This window comes from Cupriavidus sp. HE11, from assembly GCF_056097175.1.
Map to the genome: position 1 here is coordinate 1,024,006 of NZ_CP184465.1, position 22,870 is coordinate 1,046,875.

Below are 22,870 nucleotides of genomic sequence, written 5' to 3' on the forward strand. Positions count from 1 at the left end.
AGAGGTTGTGTTTGTATGCCTTCGGCACACGCGGACTCTCGTCCAACCAGGTCAAACACACTGGTTATAGGATCAAGCCTTACGGGCAATTAGTACTGGTTAGCTTAACGCATTACTGCGCTTCCACACCCAGCCTATCAACGTCCTGGTCTCGAACGACCCTTCAAGGAGGTCAAGCCTCCAGGGAATCCTCATCTTCAGGCAAGTTTCCCGCTTAGATGCTTTCAGCGGTTATCTCTTCCGTACATAGCTACCCTGCGATGCCTCTGGCGAGACAACAGGTACACCAGCGGTACGTCCACTCCGGTCCTCTCGTACTAGGAGCAGCCCCCGTCAAGATTCCAACGCCCACGGCAGATAGGGACCAAACTGTCTCACGACGTTTTAAACCCAGCTCACGTACCTCTTTAAATGGCGAACAGCCATACCCTTGGGACCGGCTACAGCCCCAGGATGAGATGAGCCGACATCGAGGTGCCAAACACCGCCGTCGATATGAACTCTTGGGCGGTATCAGCCTGTTATCCCCAGAGTACCTTTTATCCGTTGAGCGATGGCCCTTCCATTCAGAACCACCGGATCACTATGTCCTGCTTTCGCACCTGCTCGACTTGTCGGTCTCGCAGTTAAGCACGCTTTTGCCATTGCACTTTAGGTACGATGTCCGACCGTACCAAGCGTACCTTCGAACTCCTCCGTTACACTTTGGGAGGAGACCGCCCCAGTCAAACTGCCTACCATGCACTGTCCCCGACCCGGATTCACGGGCCAAGGTTAGAACCTCAAACAAACCAGGGTGGTATTTCAAGGACGGCTCCACGTGAACTAGCGTCCACGCTTCAAAGCCTCCCACCTATCCTACACAGATCGGTTCAAAGTCCAATGCAAAGCTACAGTAAAGGTTCATGGGGTCTTTCCGTCTAGCCGCGGGGAGATTGCATCATCACAAACACTTCAACTTCGCTGAGTCTCGGGAGGAGACAGTGTGGCCATCGTTACGCCATTCGTGCAGGTCGGAACTTACCCGACAAGGAATTTCGCTACCTTAGGACCGTTATAGTTACGGCCGCCGTTTACCGGGACTTCAATCAAGAGCTTGCACCCCATCATTTAATCTTCCGGCACCGGGCAGGCGTCACACCCTATACGTCCACTTTCGTGTTTGCAGAGTGCTGTGTTTTTATTAAACAGTCGCAGCCACCATTTTATTGCAACCCCTTCACCCTTCTGGCGCAGGCCAGTCAAGCTACCAGGGCGTACCTTATCCCGAAGTTACGGTACCAATTTGCCGAGTTCCTTCTCCCGAGTTCTCTCAAGCGCCTTAGAATACTCATCTCGCCCACCTGTGTCGGTTTGCGGTACGGTCTCGTATGACTGAAGCTTAGAGGCTTTTCTTGGAACCACTTCCGATTGCTTCGCAGCATAAAGCCGCTCGCCCCACATCCTTGAATTCCGCGCCCGGATTTGCCTAAGCGCCTTCTCCAATGCAGGGACCGGGACTTCCAACACCCGGACAACCTTCCGCGATCCGTCCCCCCATCGCATCATACGACGGTGCAGGAATATTAACCTGCTTCCCATCAGCTACGCATCTCTGCCTCGCCTTAGGGGCCGACTCACCCTACGCCGATGAACGTTGCGTAGGAAACCTTGGGCTTACGGCGAGGGGGCCTTTCACCCCCTTTATCGCTACTCATGTCAGCATTCGCACTTCTGATACCTCCAGCATCCTTTACAAGACACCTTCACAGGCTTACAGAACGCTCTCCTACCACGCGCTTACGCGCGTCCGCAGCTTCGGTATATAGCTTAGCCCCGTTACATCTTCCGCGCAGGACGACTCGATCAGTGAGCTATTACGCTTTCTTTAAAGGGTGGCTGCTTCTAAGCCAACCTCCTGACTGTTTTAGCCTTCCCACTTCGTTTCCCACTTAGCTATATTTGGGGACCTTAGCTGGCGGTCTGGGTTGTTTCCCTCTTGACACCGGACGTTAGCACCCGATGTCTGTCTCCCGTGATTGCACTCTTCGGTATTCGGAGTTTGCTATGGCGGGGTAATCAGCAATAGACCCCCCAACCATGACAGTGCTCTACCCCCGAAGGTGAGACACGAGGCACTACCTAAATAGTTTTCGGAGAGAACCAGCTATTTCCAGATTTGTTTAGCCTTTCACCCCTATCCACAGCTCATCCCCTAACTTTTCAACGTTAGTGGGTTCGGTCCTCCAGTACGTGTTACCGCACCTTCAACCTGGCCATGGATAGATCATCTGGTTTCGGGTCTACACCCAGCGACTCAACGCCCTGTTCGGACTCGCTTTCGCTACGCCTTCCCTAATCGGTTAAGCTTGCCACTGAATGTAAGTCGCTGACCCATTATACAAAAGGTACGCCGTCACCCGTTTCCAGGCTCCGACTGTTTGTATGCATGCGGTTTCAGGATCTATTTCACTCCCCTCCCGGGGTTCTTTTCGCCTTTCCCTCACGGTACTGGTTCACTATCGGTCGATCACGAGTATTTAGCCTTGGAGGATGGTCCCCCCATCTTCAGACAGGATTTCACGTGTCCCGCCCTACTTGTCGCACACCTAGTTCCACAAATCTGTTTTCGCATACAGGGCTATCACCTGCTATGGCCGGGCTTTCCATCCCGTTTTGCTAACAGTTCTGCTAAAGAGTGCAAGGCTCTTCCCATTTCGTTCGCCACTACTCTGGGAATCTCGGTTGATTTCTGTTCCTGCAGCTACTTAGATGTTTCAGTTCGCCGCGTTCGCTTCCCTGACCTATGTATTCAGTCAGGGATGACCCATTCGGGCCGGGTTTCCCCATTCGGACATCTCCGGATCAAAGCTTGTTTGCCAGCTCCCCGAAGCTTTTCGCAGGCTACCGCGTCCTTCATCGCCTGTGATCGCCAAGGCATCCACCACATGCACTTGTTCGCTTGACCCTATAACGAGTGTGTCTAACGCTTCCGTTATCCACGCTGGCTACAGGTCTGAGTTCTCGCGTTTGTGCCGTATTCCAAGTCATCTTTCGATCACTTAAATACATTTTGGTTGATACAATCACAACCCGGTATCGCGTTTGTACTGCAGCGTCTCATCAACGCTTCGCGACACCTTTACTACATCCCATATTGTTAAAGAACAGCCGACTTGCGTCGCTTGGCAATGCCAAATGAAAGCACTCAGCATTGAATGCTTTCATTTGGCTACCAACCAAGTAATCTCGTTACCCCGATCCTTGATCCAGGTAAGTGGTGGAGGATGACGGGATCGAACCGACGACCCCCTGCTTGCAAAGCAGGTGCTCTCCCAGCTGAGCTAATCCCCCGCGTGATAACTTGGTGGGTCTGGTAGGACTTGAACCTACGACCCCCGCCTTATCAAGACGGTGCTCTAACCACCTGAGCTACAGACCCTTGGCTGTAACAGCAAACAACCGATAAGTGTGAACGCTTGACTTGTGAACACAAGCCTCTGGAAAGGAGGTGATCCAGCCGCACCTTCCGATACGGCTACCTTGTTACGACTTCACCCCAGTCATGAACCCTGCCGTGGTAATCGCCCTCCTTGCGGTTAGGCTAACTACTTCTGGCAAAACCCACTCCCATGGTGTGACGGGCGGTGTGTACAAGACCCGGGAACGTATTCACCGCGGCATGCTGATCCGCGATTACTAGCGATTCCAGCTTCACGTAGTCGAGTTGCAGACTACGATCCGGACTACGATGCGTTTTCTGGGATTAGCTCCCCCTCGCGGGTTGGCAACCCTCTGTACGCACCATTGTATGACGTGTGAAGCCCTACCCATAAGGGCCATGAGGACTTGACGTCATCCCCACCTTCCTCCGGTTTGTCACCGGCAGTCTCTCTAGAGTGCCCTTGCGTAGCAACTAAAGATAAGGGTTGCGCTCGTTGCGGGACTTAACCCAACATCTCACGACACGAGCTGACGACAGCCATGCAGCACCTGTGTCCACTTTCTCTTTCGAGCACCTAATGCATCTCTGCTTCGTTAGTGGCATGTCAAGGGTAGGTAAGGTTTTTCGCGTTGCATCGAATTAATCCACATCATCCACCGCTTGTGCGGGTCCCCGTCAATTCCTTTGAGTTTTAATCTTGCGACCGTACTCCCCAGGCGGTCAACTTCACGCGTTAGCTACGTTACTGAAGAAATGAATCCCCAACAACTAGTTGACATCGTTTAGGGCGTGGACTACCAGGGTATCTAATCCTGTTTGCTCCCCACGCTTTCGTGCATGAGCGTCAGTGACGTCCCAGGGGGCTGCCTTCGCCATCGGTATTCCTCCACATCTCTACGCATTTCACTGCTACACGTGGAATTCTACCCCCCTCTGACATACTCTAGCCTTGCAGTCACAAGCGCAATTCCCAAGTTGAGCTCGGGGATTTCACGCCTGTCTTACAAAACCGCCTGCGCACGCTTTACGCCCAGTAATTCCGATTAACGCTCGCACCCTACGTATTACCGCGGCTGCTGGCACGTAGTTAGCCGGTGCTTATTCTTCCGGTACCGTCATCCGCCCCAGGTATTAACCAGAGCGTTTTCTTTCCGGACAAAAGTGCTTTACAACCCGAAGGCCTTCTTCACACACGCGGCATTGCTGGATCAGGGTTGCCCCCATTGTCCAAAATTCCCCACTGCTGCCTCCCGTAGGAGTCTGGGCCGTGTCTCAGTCCCAGTGTGGCTGATCGTCCTCTCAGACCAGCTACTGATCGTCGCCTTGGTGGGCCTTTACCCCACCAACTAGCTAATCAGACATCGGCCGCTCCTGCTGCGCGAGGCCTTTCGGTCCCCCGCTTTCACCCTCAGGTCGTATGCGGTATTAGCTAATCTTTCGACTAGTTATCCCCCACAACAGGGTACGTTCCGATGTATTACTCACCCGTTCGCCACTCGCCGCCAGACCGAAGTCCGCGCTGCCGTTCGACTTGCATGTGTAAGGCATGCCGCCAGCGTTCAATCTGAGCCAGGATCAAACTCTTCAGTTCAATCTCTGTGTGGTGCCGAAGCACCTCGCTCTTTCGAGCGGTCGCTCACTCTCAGAAAACTGACTGGCTCACGTCTCGCGACGCAAACCAACATGTTTTACTGTGCGAGCACTGATAACTTTTGAAGCATCACGCAGACCGAGGTCTCCGTGGCGTTCGCCATCAAGCGCCCACACTTATCGGTTGTTTGGTTGTTAAAGAACTTCAGCGCCGGCTTTGCCGTTCGCTGTCGCTGCGTCGCTGACGTTTCGTCATTTCGTTGCAGCGGAGAAACGAGATTATGCAGAGCATTCAACGTTTCGTCAACAGTTTTTGCAGAACTTTTTTCTGCCGGTCTGCGCTGCAAACCCTCGCAACCCCAACCCCCTGCCAACCCCGCAAACCCTTGTCGCTGCTGCGTTTGCAGTGCGCTTCGTGTTGCGAGGGGGCGAATATTAGATGGCTTTCGGCAGGTGCGCAAGGGGTTTCGCAAAAGAATTTTCCGATCCCTTAGAATCGCCGGATGACGACGATGCCGGAACCGCCCACCTATCTCCCCGAACGCCTGTCCAGCCGGGACGCGGGGGCGCTTGATGCCCTTGCGCTGGCCACCGCGCTGGCCCGCCCCATTGCCTTTGTGGATCTGGAGACGACAGGGCCGGATGCCCAGCGCGACCGGATCACCGAGATCGGCGTCGTGGAAGTGGGCCCCGAGGGCATTCACGAGTGGGACACCCTTGTCGATCCGCAGGCCAGCATCCCGCCATTTATCCAGGGGATGACCGGAATCACCGACGACATGGTGCGCGGGCAACCCACCTTCGCGTCGATTGCCGAACTATTGGCCGAACGGCTACAGGGCCGACTGTTCGTCGCCCACAATGCCCGCTTCGACTACGGCTTCCTGAAGAACGAGTTCCGGCGCGCCGGCGTGACGTTCCGCGCCGATGTCCTTTGCACGCTGCGGCTGTCCCGGTCGCTGTTCCCCTCCGTGGAGCGCCATGGGCTGGACGCGCTGATCGCCCGCTTCAACCTGATACCCAAGGGCCGCCACCGCGCGCTGGCCGACGCCGAACTACTCTGGCAGTTCTGGCAGAAGATCCACGGCCTCTATTCCGTCGATCTGGTCGAGTCGGCTGTCAGGACGCTGGTCAAGCATGCCAGCCTGCCCGCCGGCCTGAGCGAGACCGCCCTGGACGATGTGCCAGACCGCCCCGGTGTCTATCTGTTCCATGGCGACGACGACGCCTTGCTATATATAGGCAAGAGCATCCACCTGCGGCAGCGCATTCGCGCTCATTTTTCCGGCGATCACACCAATCCAAAGGAAATGCGCATCGCGCGCGCGGTCAGGCGGGTGGATTGGCGCGAAACCGGCGGCGAGATCGGCGCCTTGCTGCTGGAGGCAAGCCTCGTCAAGACGCTGCGGCCGCTGCACAACCATCAGTTGCGTCACAACGAAGAGCTGTTCGCATGGGAAATGGTCGATGGTCTGCCCGCTCCCCGACTGCGCTCGGATCGACAGGTGGACTTCAGCCGCCACGCCAGGCTCTATGGCGTATTTCCGAGCCGCGCCGCGGCACGCGCGCGCCTGCTTGCGCTGGCCGAAGAGCATCAGCTTTGCCTGGTCACCCTGATGCTCGAGCCAACGGCGCGCCGTGGCAACCCCTGCTTTGCGCGGCAGGTGCAGCGCTGCGCGGGGGCCTGCACGGGTCATGAATCGCGGGCCGACCATCGCCAACGGACGCTGGCCGCGCTCGATGCGCTGACGGTCGTGCCATGGCCCTTCGATGGGGCGATTGCCTGGCGCGAGGGCGACCAGCCCGACCAGCCCTGGCACGTGATCGAGGACTGGTGCTACCTGGGAACGGCGGGGACGCTGACGGAAGCCCAAGGCCTGACCGCCCTGCCGGCCCGCTTCGATATCGATACCTACCTGATCCTGGCGCCGCAACTCGCCAGCCTCAAGGCAACGGCGGTGCTGCTGGAATCGGCCCGCCCCTTTGTATTGACGGCCCCGGTTGCGCCAATCGCAACCAGCGCACCAATTGCGGCCACGCTCACCCCACCTGACCAGGCCGAATCGCCGGCAAAGCCGCGCACCGCGCCCAGGCGCACGGCGTCGCTGGCGGACGCCCAGCCATCGCTGTTTGGCTAAAAGGAGATAGGTTGCGGACGCCGTTTGGTGCGGCGGCGCGCATAGACGCGTTGCCAGCCCTCGGCCAGGTCGGCTAGTCTCCGACAGGCGGGATTGCACCCGCGAGATGGAGCCGCCATGCCTGCTTCGCCCCGACCTGCCGCCTGCCGCGCCTTGCCGCTGGCTGCCGGCGCCATCGTCCTGGCCACCGCGTGCGCCAATATCGAGGCCGGCACCATGCAGCGCATCTTCGATTCGTGGAAAGGGGTGCCGATCGATCAGGCCAAGGCACAGTGGGGGCCACCCCAGTCGGTGCAAGCCGTGCCGGGCGGCACGGCCTATGTCTGGACGGACGAAATGCCCGTCGCCCGCCCGCCGGGCAGTGGCCCCCGCGATGCCGGGCTGGAGCCGCCAGCCAGGGTAGGCCAGTGCCAGCGCAAGCTGGTGGCCGGCCCCGACGGCAACGTCAGCCGCGGCGAATGGAGCGGCAGCGCGTGCTGCACCCAGAGCCTGGTCGGCACCTGTGCCGGACTGGCCCGCAAGGCCACCGGCTGATTACCGACCAACCGACCAACCGGCTGACCGGCCAGATCGCCAACCGTCCCGCCGATCCGTCGATCGGTCCATCAATCGATCTTCGCGCCCGACACCTTGACGGCCTGCCCCCAGCGCTTCTGCTCGCTGACGATCGTTGCCGCAAAGGCCTCCGGCGATTGCCAGGCCGGCTCGGCGCCCTGTGCTTCCAGCTTGGCCTTGGTGTCCGGGTCCGCCAGCACGGTGCGCAGCGCGCCAGACAGCTTGTCGACGATTTCCTTCGGCGTGCCTGCCGGTGCCAGCACGCCGTAGAAGCCCACCACCTCGAAGCCCTTGAGGCCCGATTCCTCCATGGTCGGCACATCGGGCAGCGCCGGGGAGCGCTTGCCCGACGTCACCGCCAGCGCGCGCACCTTGCCGGCCTTGATGTGCTGGGTGAACAGCGGAATCGAGTCGGCCATCATCTGGGCCTGGCCACCCATTACGTCGGTCAGCGCCGGTGCACTGCCCTTGTAGGGGATGTGGACGATAAACGTGCCCGACGCCTGCTTGAACATCTCGGGCATCAGGTGCGAAATGCCGCCATTGCCGCCCGATGCAAAGTTGAGCTTGCCGGGATTCACCTTGGCATAGGTGATGAATTCCTTCAGGTTTTTGGCCGGCACGTTGTTGTTGACGACCATCACCAGCGGAATCAGCGCGGTACGTGCCACGGGCGCGAAATCCTTCGGCATGCCATACGGCAGCTTGGGATAGAGCGAGCCGTTGATCGCCATCTGGCCGGTATTGGCAATCAGCAGCGTATAGCCGTCGGGCGCGGCCTTGGCCACGTTGTCCGATCCGATATTGCCGGCGGCCCCGGCCTTGTAGTCGAGCACGACGGTCTGGCCCAGGATCGGCTGCAGCTTTTCCGACAGGATGCGTGCATGGGTATCGACCGGCCCGCCAGGCGGAAAGCCCACCACCATGCGGATCGGCTTGTCCGGCCAGGCGGCCTGCGCGGCGCCGGCGGTCAGCGCCAGTGGGGTAAGGACCATGGCTGCCAGGGCATGCCGGGCGCGGCGGGTAGCGAACAACGTCATTTCTCTCTCCGGATGCGGCCCCGCTCTACGCGGCAGGGACCGGTCCGGTATTGTGACGTTTTTATGACATTCTTGTGAAGCGCTTTTGCCGCTGCCTGAAAGCTCCGGCCCGACGGCCCTATTCCAGCACGATGCCTCGCGCCTTGATCAGCGCGCCCCATTTCCTTACCTCGCCATCGATAAAGCCGGCAAAGTCCGCGCTGCTGCCCGGCGACGGCTGCAGACCCAGCGCCAGCAGCTTCTGGTTGATCTGCGGGTCGGCCAGTGCCTGGCTGGCATCGCGATTGATCTGCTGCACGATGGCCGGCGGTGTGCCGACTGGCGCCACGATACCGAACCAGCCGTAGCCCACCACGCCAGGCACGCCCTGTTCGGCAAAGGTTGGCGCGTCGGCATAGACCGGCGTGCGCGCATCTGCGGCCACTGCGATCACGCGCAGCTTGCCGGCCTGGATAAATGGCAGCGCCGTCGTGATCGCGGTCAGGGTGGCATCGACGCGACCCGCCAGCAGTTCGGTATAGGCCGTGGCATCGCCCCGGTAATGGACATTGAGCGCCTTGAATCCCGACTGCGCGGCAAACAGCTCGGCCGTCAGATGCGGCCCCGAGCCGATGCCTGGCGATGCGAACGTGACGCCGTCGGGCTTCTGCTTCGCCATCTTCACAAAATCCGCCACGGTCTTGACCGGCGAACCCGCATTGACGATCAGGAACACCGGCCCCAGCACGCGCGGCCCCACGGCGACAAAATCCTTGTGGATATCGAACCGCTGCGACAGCCCCGCAGCCGTGTTGATGGCGAACGGCGCGGCGGCCCAGAGCAGCGTGTAGCCATCGGCCGGGGCGTGCGCCACGGTTTCGCTGGCCACGCGCGTGCCGGCGCCCGGCTTGTTCTCCACCACCACCTGCTGGCCGTACTTGCGGCTCAGTGCCTCGGCCAGCACGCGTGCCGACGTATCGTTCGATCCGCCGGGCCCGTAGGGCGACACCAGCCGCACCGGCTTGCCCGGCCACGTATTGCCGAAGGCGTGCGGCACCACGCCGGCCAGTGCCATCGCGCCCAGCAGGCGGCGGCGCGTCAGTTGCGATGGGGTCATGATGCCTCCCTCACCCGCTCGATGGCGGGATAGCGATAGGTGCGGTCAAGGTGTTCCGGCTGGGGCACGTACAGGCGCAGCGCCACGTAGAAAGCCCCGGCCGGCGCCGGCAGCCAGTTGCCATGCAATGCGCGATCCTTCGGCGGTTGTGCCGACAGGTACAGCGTCAGGCTGCCATCGGCGCCACGGGCCAGCGTGGGCGACCTGTCGCCCAGCGAGTAGCGCGCCAGCGCGTTCGGCACCAGCATGCAGTCGCCCTTGTCATACATGGTCAGCGACCAGAACGCGCCCACGCGTGGCAGATTGTCGGCCGCAAAGTGCAGCCGGTAGGCATGGCCGCCTTCGAGCGGCGCGCCATCGGCGCAGCGGTCGGCCATCACGTACATGGCCTCCTGCACGCCCAGCGCACCGATATAGTTGCGCGCCACCAGCGCGCGTTGCAGATAGTGGGTGCCGTACGACTCGCGCACGTCCACCGACATCGCCCAGCCACCGCCCATGTCGGACGCCTGCGGCTCGGCCAGGTCGGCCAGCACGCCCTGCAGCGCCGCCCCTAGCGCCTCGACCTGCGCCGGCGTGGGCTTGAGCCCCCTGCCGATCCCGGCTTCGGCAAAGCGGGCCACCATGTCGGCTTCGGCGCGCGGCGGCGGATTGTCCGCAAGCATCCGGTTGACTATCGCGGCAAAGCGCTGGGGATCGCCCAGATGCTCGCGCGGCTGCATGCCGACGTCGAAGGCAAACGCCGCGGGTTCGCCATCGAGCCGCTTCAGCGCGATGGCGTCCTGCAGCGCATGGCCGGCGGCCAGGTCGGCGTCGCCGTCCACCAGCAGCCGGCCGATCATCCACACTGCGTTGGTCGGACACGCCATGGCCTGCATGCCGGCAGGCACCTCGCCATGCCAGTCGGGCCCGTGCAGCAGAAAGCGGCCCGCGCCGGTGCCGGTGGTGCGGCTGCCCAGATAGCCAAACGGATTGGTATAGAAATCGAGCAGACCCAACACGTAGTAGCGCCCGGCAAAATCGGGCACTTCAAGCACCACGGGCTCGCGCGACAGGTCGATCCAGGCATTGGTGTACAGCGTGTCGTTGTTCGGCGTGACCACCTGGCGATGCTGCGGCCCCAGCAGTTCGCGCGTGTGGATCAGGTGGTTGACCCAGCGCAGCGAGGAATCGGGGCCGTCGCCGGCAAACTGGCCGGCCCGGTTGCGGCGCGGGCAGGTGGCCGCGCGCATGCGGGCCATCTCGTAGAGCGGCAAGGTGTAGATCACGGCTTCGCGTGCCAGCTGCGGCAGGCCGACGCTGTCGGCGGTGCGGGGTTCGGGCATGGGTGGGTGTCTCCTTCTCTCTTATATAGGGATGCGTGTTCCGCGCCGGCCTCAGCCGATCCGGCGTACGGCGGGAATCGTGTACTGGCCGGCGATAAAACCGGCGGACGGGTGGTACAGCCGCAGGATCAGGTAGAACGGGCCGTCCGGCGCGGGGAGCCAGTTGGCATCGTCGGCCGGCCGGGCATGGCCGATGGGAATGACCAGCGTGCCGTCCGCCTCCATGCGCAGGCCCGGGGTGCGGTCGCCGACCGCATAGCGGCCGATCTCGTTGGCCGAGAAATAGCGATCCTGCCCATAGAGCGATACCGACCAGAACGCTTCGGCCGGCGGCAGCATGCCGGGCGGAAAGCGCAGTTCATACCGGTGCTGGCCTTGCAGCGGCTCGCCATCGGCGTCGAAATCGGCCATCGCGTAGACGGCCTCGTCCCCGCGCAACGCGCCCAGCCCCTTCATGGCCGTGCAGGCACGCAGCATCCAGTCGTCGCCATAGATCCCCAGGCGCATGCTGTAGCCCCAGGCCTTGTGCCCCTGGCTACGGGTATGGGCTTCGACCAGCGCCATGCCCTGGGCGTAGGCGCTGCGCAGGCCATTGACGATCGACGGCCGCAGCGCCGCCACTTCCACGTCGTCTTCAAGACGCATGCCTACCTTGCGCAGCAGCGTGAACAGGCCCTGTTCCTGGGCGCTGGGCGGGAAATCGCGCATCGCCCGGAACAGGTTCTGGAAGAAGTCCACGCCGGCGTCGTCGGTGTCCTGCCACTGCGCCACGCTGACCGGCCGGGCCGGGCCAGCGCTTTGCACGACCTGGAAGCCCTGCTCGAAGGCATTGGCGCGTGCCAGGTCGTCGGGGCCGGTCACCAGCACGCGGCCAATCACCCAGACCAGGGTGGTCGGCGCCTGCACCACGTGCACGCCGCTGCCTCGCTGGCCGGGCCCGATGATCTCGACGTTGGCGCCTTCGCGCGGCACGCTGCGCGGCCCCAGGTTGGCGAAGTTGTTGGTGTGGGCATCCAGCAGTTCGACCACGTAGTAGCGGTCGGCATCGGGCAGCACGGGCACGCGGATCGTGGCCGGGCCGTCGGCCAGGTTCAGCCAGCCGCAGAAGTAGAGCAGGTCGTTGGCGGGCGTGACGATGTCGCGGTCTTCGTGCGTCCACTGGCGCGCGCTGGCGGACAGCATGTTCATCGGCGCACGGCCGTAACGCGTCGGGGCATCCACCGACGTCTGCAGCCGGCAGGTGCGAAGGGTCTCGATCAGCGGGTAGCCGTAGATCACCAGCGGCAGCGCGGCGGCAGCCACCAGGGCCTCCTGCGGGCTGGCGTGGACGGGCGGGACGATGGCGGGATGAGCGGGGAAGGCAGGATGGTTCATGTCGATGGTTCGGATGGCTAGGGATATCGGGTTCATTCCAGCGCGGCGCCGCTCGATTTCACGAGCGCGGCCCACGCCCGCGCGTCGTCGCGCATCTGGCTTGTGAACTGCGTGCGCGACACGGGCTGGTAGCGCATGCCCATGGCCGCGATCTGTGCCTGCAGCGCGCTGTCCTGCATGGCTTCGTGCACCGCGGCTTCGAGCCGGTCGACGATGGCCGGCGGCGTCCTGGCCGGCGCAAACAGCGCGTACCAGCTGTCGACACGGAACGCGATGCCCGACTCGGCAAGCGTCGGCACATCGGGCAGCGCGGCCGAGCGCTCGGACCCCGACACGGCCAGCGCACGCACCTTGCCACTGCGAATCAGCGGCAAGGTGCCGGCCAGGTCGGACATGGCGATGGGCACCGTGCCGCCCATCACGTCGTTCAGCATCGGCGCCACACCCTTGTAGGGCACGTGCCGCAAATGGATGCCGGCGGACACGTTCAGGCTTTCCCCCGCCAGATGCCCGCCGGAGCCCTGGCCCCACGAGCCATAGGCCAGGTCCGCGCCGGGCTGCTTCGCCATCGCGATCAGCGCGCGCACGTCATGGGCCGGGAACGCCGGATTCGCCACCAGTACATTGCCGCCGTAAGCAATGCGGCCAATGGGCACGAAATCGCGCAGCGGATCGTAGGTCAGCTTCGGGAAGATCGCCGGGGCAATGGCATGCGTGGCCGAAATGCCGAGTACGATCGTGTAGCCGTCGGGCGCGGCGCGAGCCACCTGTGCCGCGCCGATGGTGCCGGTGGCACCTGCCACGTTCTCGACCACCACCGTGCCCTTGAGCACCGTCGACAGGCGCGCGGCCACCATGCGCCCTACCACATCGGTGCCGCCGCCGGGCGGAAACGGCACCACCAGCCGGATGGGCTTGCCGGGATATGCATCGGCGGCCACTGCCACGGGCAACGTCATTGCGCCTGCCACGCCTGCCGCCAGGCACAACGCCAGGGCGTGCCGCATCCTGCGAATCGTTGATCGCATGATCTGTCTCCGTATTGTCTGGATGGCCGCTGCGTCAGCGCAGCGTGATTACGGCGTCCGCCGCCACCAGCCCGTCGGGGCCAACGATGAACGGATTGATTTCGAGCGTATCGAGCCGGTCGCCAATCGCGGCAGCGGCACGCGATACATTGACCAGCACGTCGGCCACCGCGTCGAGGTCGATCGCGGGATGACCACGGTGCCCGTTGCACAGCGCGGCGGCCCGGCTCTGCGTCAGCATCGCGCGGGCCCGTTGCCGCGACAGCGGCGCCAGGCCAAAGGCCATCTGCCGGAAGATCTCCACGGCGGTGCCGCCGATGCCGGCCAGCGCCACCAGCCCGAACACCGGATCGCGCCGCACGCCCACCATGATCTCGCCCCAGCCGCGTGCCATGCCGGCGACGATGGCCCCTTCGAACGGCACCGCGTGGCCACCGGCATCGCGAGCCTGCGCTGCTGCCTGGCGCACCTTTTCGAACGCGGCGCGCACGGCATCGGCGTCGCGCAGGTTCAGCACCACGCCGCCGATATCGCTCTTGTGCAGGATATGGCGCGAGCAGATCTTGACCGCCACCGGATAGCCGATCGATTCGGCAAGCGCCACGGCGGCATCGGCGTCGCGGGCCAGGCCGTGCGGCACCACTGGCACGCCGGCTTGCGCCAGCAAGGCCATGGCTTCGGCCTCCGACAGTGCGGAGGCGTCGGCAGGCATGACCTGCCGCAGTCCCGGCAACGCGGGCGCACTGTCATCGGCATGCGGGGCAGCTTCCATGGCCGCCGCCTTGGCCAGCGCCGCCACGGCTTCCATCGTGTGTGCGGGTTCGCGGAACACCAGGCAGCCGCGCGCTTCGAGCCACGCGCGCTTGTCGTCGTCCATCACGCCCGAGATCAACAGCGGCGCGGCTTGCCGATCGGCTTCCAGCGCGGACACGGTGTCCTGCAGCACGGGCCACAGGCGCGGCGCATTGACGCCGCCGGCCAGGAATGCCGCCACCGCGCCATACTGGCCGCAGCGCGCCACATTCGCCAGCGCGTCGACAAACACCTGTGGCTGCGCCACGACCTGACCGGTGACGTCGATGGGATTGGCGGTGCTGGCAAACGGAATGGCCGTGCGCAGCGCCTGCGCGGCGGCATCGGGCATCGGCGGCAATGGCAGACCCAGCGTCTCGGCGCTGTCGGCCATCATGATGCCCACGCCGCCCGACACCGTGACGATCGCCACCGGTGCCACCGCATCCGCAGCCAGGCCCGACGCCGACTGCCTGTGCGCCGGCCGGCGTCCGCGCGCCAGCGTATAACCCAGGCGGAAAAATGCTTCGAGCGTATGCGCGCGATGCACGCCATATTCGTCGAACACGGCCTGGTACACCGCGTCTTCGCCGGCCAGGCTGGCCGTATGCGATTGCGCCGCACTGGCGCCGGCCGCCGTGGTACCCACCTTGGCGACCACCACGGGCTTGCCGGCGGCACGGGCGGCAGCCAGCGCGCGGCGCAGCCGCACGCCGTCGCGCGCGCCTTCGATATAGGCCAGGATCACACGCGTCTGCGGATCGTTGGCAAGCCATTCGATCACGTCGGCCACCTGCAGCCCGGCCTCGTTGCCCGTGGTCACCCAATGGCTCAGGCCCAGGCCCGCCTCGCGCGCCAGCGCAAACGCGTACGCGCCGAATGCACCGCTCTGGCTGACCAGCCCCACATGCCCGACCGGCGGCACGCCACTGAGCGGAATCGGCGAGAACGTGGCGAACATGCGCTCGCGCAGGTTCATCGCGCCCAGGCAGTTGGGGCCCAGCAGTTGCACGCCATGTGCGCGGGCTTGCGTGGCGAGTGCGTGCTGCAGGACGTCGCCGCCGCTGACTTCGGCAAAGCCCGAGGTGAACACCACGGCGGCCCGTGTGCCGGCCTGGCCCAGTTGCGCCATCACGTCCGGGGCGGCGGGCGCCGGTACAGCCACGATGGCAAGATCCACGGGCTCGCCGATGTCGGCCACGGACGCGTAGGCGCGCAACCCCTGCACGGTATCGGCACCGGGATTGACCGGAAACACGCGGCCGCCGTAGCCGAGTTCGCCAAGCAGGCGAATCGGTACGCCTCCCACCTTTTCGGGCTGCGTCGATGCACCGACCACCGCGATCGATCGCGGGCACAACAAGGGCTGCAGGTCCTGCATGGTGTCTCCGTTGATGACGCCCCGGTACGTGCCAAGGCGTTCTGTCTTGCGGGCGATCCGGGCCCGCGCCCGGCGGCTAGCGTCCCACGCCGGCCATGTTCTCGATGGCGCGCACCATCTCGCGCAGCAGCGGCGCCACGCGCTTTTCCATCATCCCGCGCCTGACACGCAGGCCCGGCAGCGCGCAGTTGAACAGCAGCGGCCGGTTCAGGTACGTGATGCGCGAATAGACGCCCACGCCATGGATGTCTTCGCCGGCATCGCCTTCGTTGAGCGTGAAGCCGCGCTTGGGGTAGTGCGCCACGTTATGGCAGACGGTCTCGTAGCACACGGCGAATTCCTGCGGACGCTCGGTGCGCGCCAGCAGCATCAGCTTCTCGAACTCGCTTTTCGACAGCGTGCAGAGGAACGCCCGCCCCATCGCCGTGGTCAGCACCGAGCGCACCGCGCCCACGGCTGGCCGCGCGGACGTGCCCTCCATGTGCGTGCACGACTCCAGGTACGTCACGTCGAGCCGGTGCGCCACGCCCATCGACACGGCACCCTCCACCTGGTTGGCGAGCGTTTGCATCAGCGGGCGCGCCAGATGGCGCACCTGCAGCCCGGCCAGGTACGGGTAGCCCAGCGCCAGCACCTGCGCGCCCACAAAGTACTTGTCGAGCTTGGGATCCCAGTCGAGATAGCCCAGTTCGAACAGCGTGCGGCAGATGCGCGATACCGTGGCGCGCGGCAGTTGCAGCCGCTGCGACAGTTCGCCGTTGCCCAGCGGGCGGGGATCGTCGATGAAGCAGCGCAGCAGCGCAAACCCCTTCGCCAGCAGCCCGCCGAACGAAGGATCTTCGCGGCGGCGCTCGGCAATGAATTGTTCGACCGGGGTGTTCATGGGCATGTCGTCTCCTGGATTCCAGTGTGGGCGTCGATTCGGCATCGTGTCAAAAAGCGGAACGAATTTCCATATATTGGAAATCCGGAGCGTAAACCCTGACTTGACGGTGCATTGGGCCGAATCGTAAGGTGCAAAACCGAATCCGAATTCGCATACGGAAAAGCCCCATGCAAGCCCCTGCCACACGTACCGAAACCGCCACTCCCACCACGGCTTTTCCCCGCGTGGACACGTCGTCGATCCTGCAGCCACCGCGCCAGCGTCGGGCCCGGGAGACCGAGCAGGCCCTGCTGACGGCCGGGCGCCAGTTGCTGGCCGAACGCGACTTCGCGGCCGTGTCGGTCGCGCAGATTGCCGCTGCATGCCAGGTGTCCGTGGGTGCGTTCTATGGCCGGTTTCGCGACAAGATGGCGTTCTTCGATGCGCTGCGTGCATCGGTGATGGAGGAGTCCGATGCGTCGGTGGCGCGCTACATGGCCGAGCATCGCTGGCAGGAAGCCCCGGCGGCCCAGATCATCGACAAGACCATGCGCTTCATGGTCAATGGCTGCCGCACCAATCGCGGCGTGATTCGCGCTTCACTCAAACACGCCACCACTCATCCCGAGCAGTGGCTGCCGCACCAGAAGAACGGACAGGAGCTGATCGACCGGCTCGTGATCCTGCTGGTGCCGCGCCTGTCCGGCCCGGCCGCGGAAGCCGAACTGCGCGTGCGATTTGCGATGCAGATGGTGTTCGGGATGCTGGTCAACGCCGTGTTGAACAATCCGGGGCCGCTGCATCTGGACGACGAGCGCCTGCCCCACGAAATGGCACGCATGGTCGGCCGTTATCTGGGCATTGACGTGGGCACCGACGCCTGATTACGCCAAGCCGCCCCAACCGCATTCCCTCGCTTCATTTGTCCAACCGCCCGCATCAGCCGCAGCCATAGCGGCATGTCTGGCATGCAGACCGGGCACAAAAAGAGGAGACACACCATGAAGCAATCCACGTTGCCGCGCCGGCGGTGGGCGGCACGCGTTGCCTGCGCGGCGCTGTCGCTGCTGCCGCTGGCCGCGCTGGCCAGGGCGACTATCCGACCAAGCCTATCCGCCTGGTAGTGCCCTATCCGGCCGGTGGCTTGACCGACACGCTGGCACGCCAGGTGGCCGACGGGCTGTCCAAACGGCTGGGCCAGCCGGTGGTAGTGGAAAACAAGAGCGGCGCGGGCGGCATCATCGGCACCGATTTCGTTGCCAAGTCGGCACCTGACGGCTACACGCTGTTGATGACGATCCCGGGTCCGATCACGGCCAACCTCGCGCTGTACAAGAAGCTGCCCTACGATCCGCGCACCGACCTGCGTCCGGTCTCGGACGTGGCCATGGCCCGCACGGTGCTGGCCGTCAACAGCGGCGTGCCGGTCAAGACCGTCAACGAACTGATCACCTATGCCAAGAAGGAACCGGGCAAGCTCCGCATGGGATCCTGGGGGCCGGGTACGCAGCCGCACACCATCCAGGCCTACATGGACAAGACCTATGGCGTGGACATCCTGCATGTGCCGTATCGCGGTGAAGGGCCCATGGTCACCGATCTGCTGGCCGGGCAGGTCAACGTGACGATCGGATCGGTCACCACGCTGCGCCAGCACATCGCCGCCGGCAAGCTGCGCCCGCTGGCCGTGGCCGGCACCACACGCGCCAGGGCCCTGCCCGACGTGCCGACGTTCGCCGAGGCCGGCTACGGCGATGCCGCCTACAAGATCGTGGGGCCGACCACGCTGCTGGCGCCGGCGAAGACGCCCGATGCCATCGTCGAGCGGCTGGGCCATGAAGTGGCGTCGCTGGTCAGGACGCCCGAACTGCAGGCAAAGATCGACGAAATGGGCGCCGAGCCGATCGGCAACACCCCGCCCGAGGCCGAACGTGCGTACAAGGCATACCTTCCGGTGGTGCTGAAGCTGACGGCCGACACCGGCGTGACGCTCGACTGACTTCGGTCCTTCGCCAGCGGCGTGCCGCCCGCTGCACGGCATGCAGCGAAACCATGGCCGTCATGAATTCCTGCGGGTCTTGCTGGGCCCGCAGGCATCGCCCGACTAGAATCGCGCCATATCCTCTTCTGCAGATTTCCACATCATGGCCACGCTCTTCCTGGTACGTCACGGCCAAGCCTCGTTTGGCGCCGCCAACTACGATTGCCTGTCGGATGTCGGCCGCCAGCAGGCCCGCTGGCTTGGCGAGTATTTCAAGGACCGGGGCGTCGAGTTCAAGCGTGTGATGGCCGGTTCGCTGGTGCGCCAGCAGGACACCGCCACCGAAATCCTGAGCGGCATGGGCGCCACGGACATTGCGGTGGACACGCACAAGGGCCTGAACGAATACGACGGCGAAACGCTTTACCGCAGCTTCACCAATGGCGCCGATCATCGCGCGCACCAGAACGGCGACTACCAGGATTACTGGCGCACGTTCCGCGCGGCATTCGCGGCGTGGACGCAGGACCAGCTCACCGGCATGCCCGAAAGCTGGGGCGAATTCGGCACGCGCATGCAGGCCGCGTTATCGACGGCCACGGAGGGCGCCGCACGCGAGGACGCACTACTGGTGGTCAGCTCCGGTGGCGCCATTGGCCGGGCCATCGCCGATCTGCTTGGCGCGCCCACGCAGACCGCCATCGAACTGAACCTGCAGTTCCGCAACACCGGCTTTTGCGAACTGATCGTCGGCCGCGGCACGCAGCGCCTGCTGAGCTTCAACAACGTGCCGCACCTGGAACACCCCGACCGGCGCCGCGCGATCACGTTCGCCTGACCGGTACCGCGCTAGCGCTGCGACAGCGCCAGCTTGCCGGCCAGCGCCAGGAAGACCGTTCCCGCAAACCAGTTCACGGCGCGCTGCACGCGCGCCGAGCGCATCAGCACGCGGCCGAACAGGCCCGAGAACCACGCGATGGAGCCGAACACCAGCAGCGTGGCCACGATAAAGGCAAAGCCCAGCACCATGATCTGCAGCGCCACGTGACCCTGCTTCGCATTCACGAACTGCGGCAGGAACGCCAGGAAGAAGATCACCACCTTGGGATTGGTCAGGTTCATGACCACGCCGCGCAAGTACATGTTCTTGACGGGGCGCGCGGCGGCTGCATCCTTGCCGATGTCCCCCACCGGCGCACGAAACGCCTGCCACGCTAGATAGACCAGGTATAGCGCGCCGACGATCTTCAGCACGGTGAACGCCACCACCGATGCCGCCAGCAGTGCGGCCAGGCCTACGGCCACCACGGCCGTATGGACCAGCAGGCCCGTACACAGACCCAGCACCACGGTCAGCCCCGCGCGCGTGCCGTGCATCGCCGACTGCAGCAGCACGAAGATGTTGTCGGGCCCCGGCGCAAGGCTCAGCAGGACGGCAATCCCCAGGAAAGGCAGCAGTGTTTCAAGCGGCGGCATGTGGGCGCTCCAGGAAAGTGAGACGCCATGGTAGCCGATGGCTGCGCCACCCGCGTGCCGGCGCTTTTCTGCAGGATCGATTAATCCATTCAAACAATCAATTTATCAGCACAATCGCGGCGGCCTATATTCGAGTCGCCTCCCGCGCATGACGGGACGGCCATTCGAAAACAAAGACGAGGAGACATCGATGGAAGCACGTGCACATGGGCGGCACGCGGCGGCGCTCGCCCTTGCGGCAACGGTCACACTGCTCGCGGCCTGCGGCGGCAGTGACGACAACGGCAGCAATGCAGGCAGTGCCGGCACCGGCGGCAACAGTGGCAATGGCTCGACCCGCACGCCGGCCGTGACCCTGAAAATCACAGGCACACAGGATTTCGCGGGCACCTATGGCAGCGTCGGCCAGTACGAGCAGGTGACCGGCACCGTCAGCGGCGAAGTCGATCCGAAGGACCCCAAAAACGCCATCATCCAGGACCTGTCGCTGGCACCGGTCAACGCCAACGGCATGGTCGAATACTCGGCTGACTTCGTCATGCTCAAGCCGAAGGACATGAGCAAGGCCAGCGGTGTGCTGCGCTACGACGCGCCCAATCGCGGCAACATCCTGACGATGCCAAATCCGTCCGCCACGCCCAGCGATGCGGTGTACCTGGAACGCGGCTACGTGCTGCTGTATTCGGCCTGGCAGGGCGACGTACCCAAGTCCACCGCCGCGCGCCTGACCGTGACAGTACCCGTGGCAAAGAATGCCGACGGCACGTCGATCACCGGCACCTACCGCTCGGAACTGGTTCCCACCGCCGCCACCCCGATGATGTCGCTGCCCGGCGGCGTGTTCAACGGCACGATGCTGCCCTACGCGCCCGCCAGCCTCGACAACACGCAACCCGGCTATTCGCTGACCCGGCGCGTCAACGAAACCGATCCGCGCGTGGCCATCCCGGCCAGCGACTGGAAATTCGCAAAATGCGATGCCGGCAGCCCCTTCCCGGGCACCGCCGACCCCGCCAACGTCTGCCTGCGCGGCGGCTTCGATCCGCAGTACCTGTACGAGCTGGTCTACGTGGCAAAGGACCCCAAGGTCATGGGCGTGGGGCTGGCCGCCTTGCGCGACACGGTCAGCTTCTTCCGCAACAAGGCCGCGGATAGCGCCGGCACGCCGAATCCGCTGGCGGGCCGCATCCGGTACGCGATTGGTCAGGGCACGTCGCAGTCAGGCAATGCCATGAAGACGTTCCTGCACCTGGGCTTCAACCAGGCGCTGGACGGCTCGAAGGTATTCGATGGCATCTACGCCCACGTGGCCGCGCGGCAGACCAATATCAACACGCGCTTTGCCGTGCCCGGCGGCGGCGGCGGCCTGCGCACCGACCACACGGCCTTCGGCCAGACTGCGCCGCGCGGGCTCGATACGTACTATGTGGACGATATCTCCGGCAAGACCGGCGGCGTGATGGCGCGCTGCTCGGCCAGCAGCACCTGCCCGAAGTTCTTCCTCGGATTGTCGGGCACCGAATTCTGGCAGCTGCAGGGCTCGCCGGTGCTGACCGACGCGAACGGCTTCCGCGACCTGAAGCAGCCCGACAACGTGCGCATCTACTACTACGCGGGTACGCAGCACGGCGGCGCAGGCGGCGCCAGCAGCATCGCGTTCGCCCCCACGCGCAATGTCTATCCGGCCGGCACGGTGATCCACCACAACGACACCTTCCGCGCGTTGTTCATCGACCTGGAGGACTGGGTGGTGAAGGGCACGACGCCGCCGGCAAGCCAGGTACCGACGCTGGCCGACGGCACGCTGGTACGGCCTGCCAGCCTGACGCTGCCCGCGATGAAAGGCGTGAGTTGGCCCGTGTCTGGCGCGTCGACGCCGATTCCCGACTTCCAGTACCTGGCGCGCTACAACGGCTATCCGCTGCTCGACTTCGGCCCGCAGTACCGGCGCGAGGATGAGTCCGGCATCGCCACGATCCTGCCCCCCGCCTATCTGAACCGCGACTACGCGATCCTGGTGCCGCAGACCGACTCATCGACCGGCATCCCGCGCGCGGGGATCCATAGCGTGGAAGCACGGGCGCCGATCGGCACCAGTCTGGAGTTCAACTACGTGGCCACGGCGGGCATTGTCGACCTGTCCAACCTGACCGGATCGTTCATTCCGTTCCACAAGACCGAGGCCGCGCGGGTGGCTGCGGGCGATGGACGCCCGTCGCTGGAATCGCTCTATATCGACCAGGTCGGCTATGTGACGGCGGTGACCGTGGCGGCCAACGATCTCGTGACACAGCGGTTCCTGCTGCAACGCGATGCCGATGCGATCATCGCCCGCGCGGTGGCAAACCCGGTACTGCCCTGACGCGGCGCGGGCGGGGGATCGGGCGTCTACATCAGGCGCGCGATGGCCTCCGCCCGGATCGACTCGGCCTTGGCCTTCAGGCGCAGCGCGACGTCGGCGCCACGTTCGTTTGCGACGCGCTCGATAAAGGCGGAACGGACCACGTCGTTCAGCGTGGCAACGTGCGAGGCTTCGCAGAACATCTTCCATGCCATCGGCTGACCGCTGTATTCGTCGCGACGGCACAGCATCGCGGCGTCGATGGCAGCGACGATGGCTGCATCGATCGCGGCATCGCGCACGATCACGGCGTTGGGGTGGGCGGCAAGGGTCTGGAACATGATGGTCTCCTGGTCGGCTAGTCTGGCGCTGCGTTTCAAATCGTGTTCTCCGATCAGGTTCTGCAAACGACATGCCAATATCGGCAGGCCGGTGCCGTCTCCATACCCGCGTTTCAATCAACA

Annotated in this window: 16 protein-coding genes, 2 tRNA genes and 2 rRNA genes; 7 read left to right on the forward strand and 13 right to left on the reverse strand. The window is 64.1% G+C overall.

Translation table 11 applies throughout. The annotated features are described in order from the left end of the window. Positions 1–68: 68 nt before the first annotated feature. The 4 genes from ACOABP_RS21975 to ACOABP_RS21990 all read right to left on the reverse strand — a co-directional run bounded on the left by ACOABP_RS21975 (position 69) and on the right by ACOABP_RS21990 (position 5,015). Positions 69–2,947: ribosomal RNA gene (locus ACOABP_RS21975) — 23S ribosomal RNA — on the reverse strand. Positions 2,948–3,257: 310 nt separating this feature from the next. Beyond that, positions 3,258–3,333: transfer RNA gene (locus tag ACOABP_RS21980), tRNA-Ala, on the reverse strand. An 11-nt stretch (positions 3,334–3,344) separates the two neighbouring features. Next, a tRNA-Ile gene (locus ACOABP_RS21985) sits at positions 3,345–3,421 on the reverse strand. A 62-nt stretch (positions 3,422–3,483) separates the two neighbouring features. Continuing rightward, positions 3,484–5,015 (reverse strand): 16S ribosomal RNA (locus tag ACOABP_RS21990). The 16S and 23S rRNA genes sit together here with 2 tRNA genes alongside, the layout of an rRNA operon. 511 nt (positions 5,016–5,526) lie before the next feature. Here ACOABP_RS21990 and ACOABP_RS21995 point away from each other — a divergent pair. Beyond that, a complete protein-coding gene (locus ACOABP_RS21995; protein ID WP_474230487.1) occupies positions 5,527–7,152 on the forward strand; it encodes an exonuclease domain-containing protein in 1,626 nt (541 codons plus the stop codon). A gap of 117 nt (positions 7,153–7,269) precedes the next feature. Further along, entirely contained in the window at positions 7,270–7,686 is a 417-nt protein-coding gene (locus ACOABP_RS22000; protein ID WP_474230278.1) for a hypothetical protein, read from the forward strand. Between the two features lie 71 nt (positions 7,687–7,757). On the opposite strand, the gene ACOABP_RS22005 is transcribed toward ACOABP_RS22000, so the two are convergent. From ACOABP_RS22005 to ACOABP_RS22035, 7 genes are all read right to left on the reverse strand, one after another. Further along, positions 7,758–8,747, reverse strand: coding sequence for a Bug family tripartite tricarboxylate transporter substrate binding protein (locus ACOABP_RS22005; RefSeq protein WP_474230280.1), 990 nt, complete (start codon positions 8,745–8,747; stop codon positions 7,758–7,760). Between the two features lie 118 nt (positions 8,748–8,865). Beyond that, complete coding sequence (locus ACOABP_RS22010; protein WP_474230281.1) at positions 8,866–9,843, reverse strand: Bug family tripartite tricarboxylate transporter substrate binding protein; 978 nt, start codon at positions 9,841–9,843, stop codon at positions 8,866–8,868. Further along, on the reverse strand, positions 9,840–11,168 hold the full coding sequence (locus ACOABP_RS22015; RefSeq protein ID WP_474230282.1) for a DUF1254 domain-containing protein: 1,329 nt from the start codon (positions 11,166–11,168) through the stop codon (positions 9,840–9,842). Before ACOABP_RS22015 ends, ACOABP_RS22010 begins: the two co-directional genes overlap by 4 nt. Positions 11,169–11,219: 51 nt before the next feature. Then, positions 11,220–12,542, reverse strand: coding sequence for a DUF1254 domain-containing protein (locus ACOABP_RS22020; protein ID WP_474230283.1), 1,323 nt, complete (start codon positions 12,540–12,542; stop codon positions 11,220–11,222). Between the two features lie 32 nt (positions 12,543–12,574). Next, a complete protein-coding gene (locus ACOABP_RS22025; protein ID WP_474230284.1) occupies positions 12,575–13,570 on the reverse strand; it encodes a Bug family tripartite tricarboxylate transporter substrate binding protein in 996 nt (331 codons plus the stop codon). 34 nt (positions 13,571–13,604) lie between these two features. Next, positions 13,605–15,743, reverse strand: a complete 2,139-nt coding sequence (locus ACOABP_RS22030) for an acetate--CoA ligase family protein (RefSeq protein WP_474230285.1) — start codon at positions 15,741–15,743, stop codon at positions 13,605–13,607. A 76-nt stretch (positions 15,744–15,819) separates the two neighbouring features. Beyond that, a complete protein-coding gene (locus ACOABP_RS22035) occupies positions 15,820–16,626 on the reverse strand; it encodes an IclR family transcriptional regulator (protein WP_474230489.1) in 807 nt (268 codons plus the stop codon). Between the two features lie 170 nt (positions 16,627–16,796). On the opposite strand from ACOABP_RS22035, the gene ACOABP_RS22040 reads away from it, so the two are divergent. From ACOABP_RS22040 to ACOABP_RS22055, 4 genes are all read left to right on the forward strand, one after another. Continuing rightward, the gene (locus ACOABP_RS22040; RefSeq protein ID WP_474230286.1) at positions 16,797–17,492 is read left to right on the forward strand and encodes a TetR/AcrR family transcriptional regulator; all 696 of its coding nucleotides are present in this window, start codon (positions 16,797–16,799) and stop codon (positions 17,490–17,492) included. A 117-nt stretch (positions 17,493–17,609) separates the two neighbouring features. Further along, positions 17,610–17,732 (forward strand): hypothetical protein, encoded by a 123-nt coding sequence (locus tag ACOABP_RS22045; RefSeq protein ID WP_474230287.1) that lies wholly within the window; start codon positions 17,610–17,612, stop codon positions 17,730–17,732. A gap of 20 nt (positions 17,733–17,752) precedes the next feature. Next, positions 17,753–18,607 carry a Bug family tripartite tricarboxylate transporter substrate binding protein gene (locus tag ACOABP_RS22050; protein ID WP_474230289.1) on the forward strand — a complete coding sequence of 285 codons (855 nt, stop codon included), beginning with the start codon at positions 17,753–17,755 and terminating at the stop codon, positions 18,605–18,607. Positions 18,608–18,752: 145 nt separating this feature from the next. Next, positions 18,753–19,427: a histidine phosphatase family protein gene (locus tag ACOABP_RS22055; protein WP_474230290.1), complete on the forward strand. Its 675-nt coding sequence runs from the start codon at positions 18,753–18,755 to the stop codon at positions 19,425–19,427. Between the two features lie 11 nt (positions 19,428–19,438). Here the strand turns inward: ACOABP_RS22055 and ACOABP_RS22060 are convergent, their stop codons facing one another. Next, a complete protein-coding gene (locus ACOABP_RS22060) occupies positions 19,439–20,065 on the reverse strand; it encodes a LysE family translocator (protein WP_474230291.1) in 627 nt (208 codons plus the stop codon). Positions 20,066–20,255: 190 nt separating this feature from the next. Here ACOABP_RS22060 and ACOABP_RS22065 point away from each other — a divergent pair, with 190 nt between their 5' ends. Then, positions 20,256–22,427 (forward strand): alpha/beta hydrolase domain-containing protein, encoded by a 2,172-nt coding sequence (locus tag ACOABP_RS22065; protein WP_474230292.1) that lies wholly within the window; start codon positions 20,256–20,258, stop codon positions 22,425–22,427. A 26-nt stretch (positions 22,428–22,453) separates the two neighbouring features. Here the strand turns inward: ACOABP_RS22065 and ACOABP_RS22070 are convergent, their stop codons facing one another. After that, positions 22,454–22,747, reverse strand: coding sequence for a DUF7696 family protein (locus ACOABP_RS22070; RefSeq protein WP_474230293.1), 294 nt, complete (start codon positions 22,745–22,747; stop codon positions 22,454–22,456). Positions 22,748–22,870 lie beyond the last annotated feature (123 nt).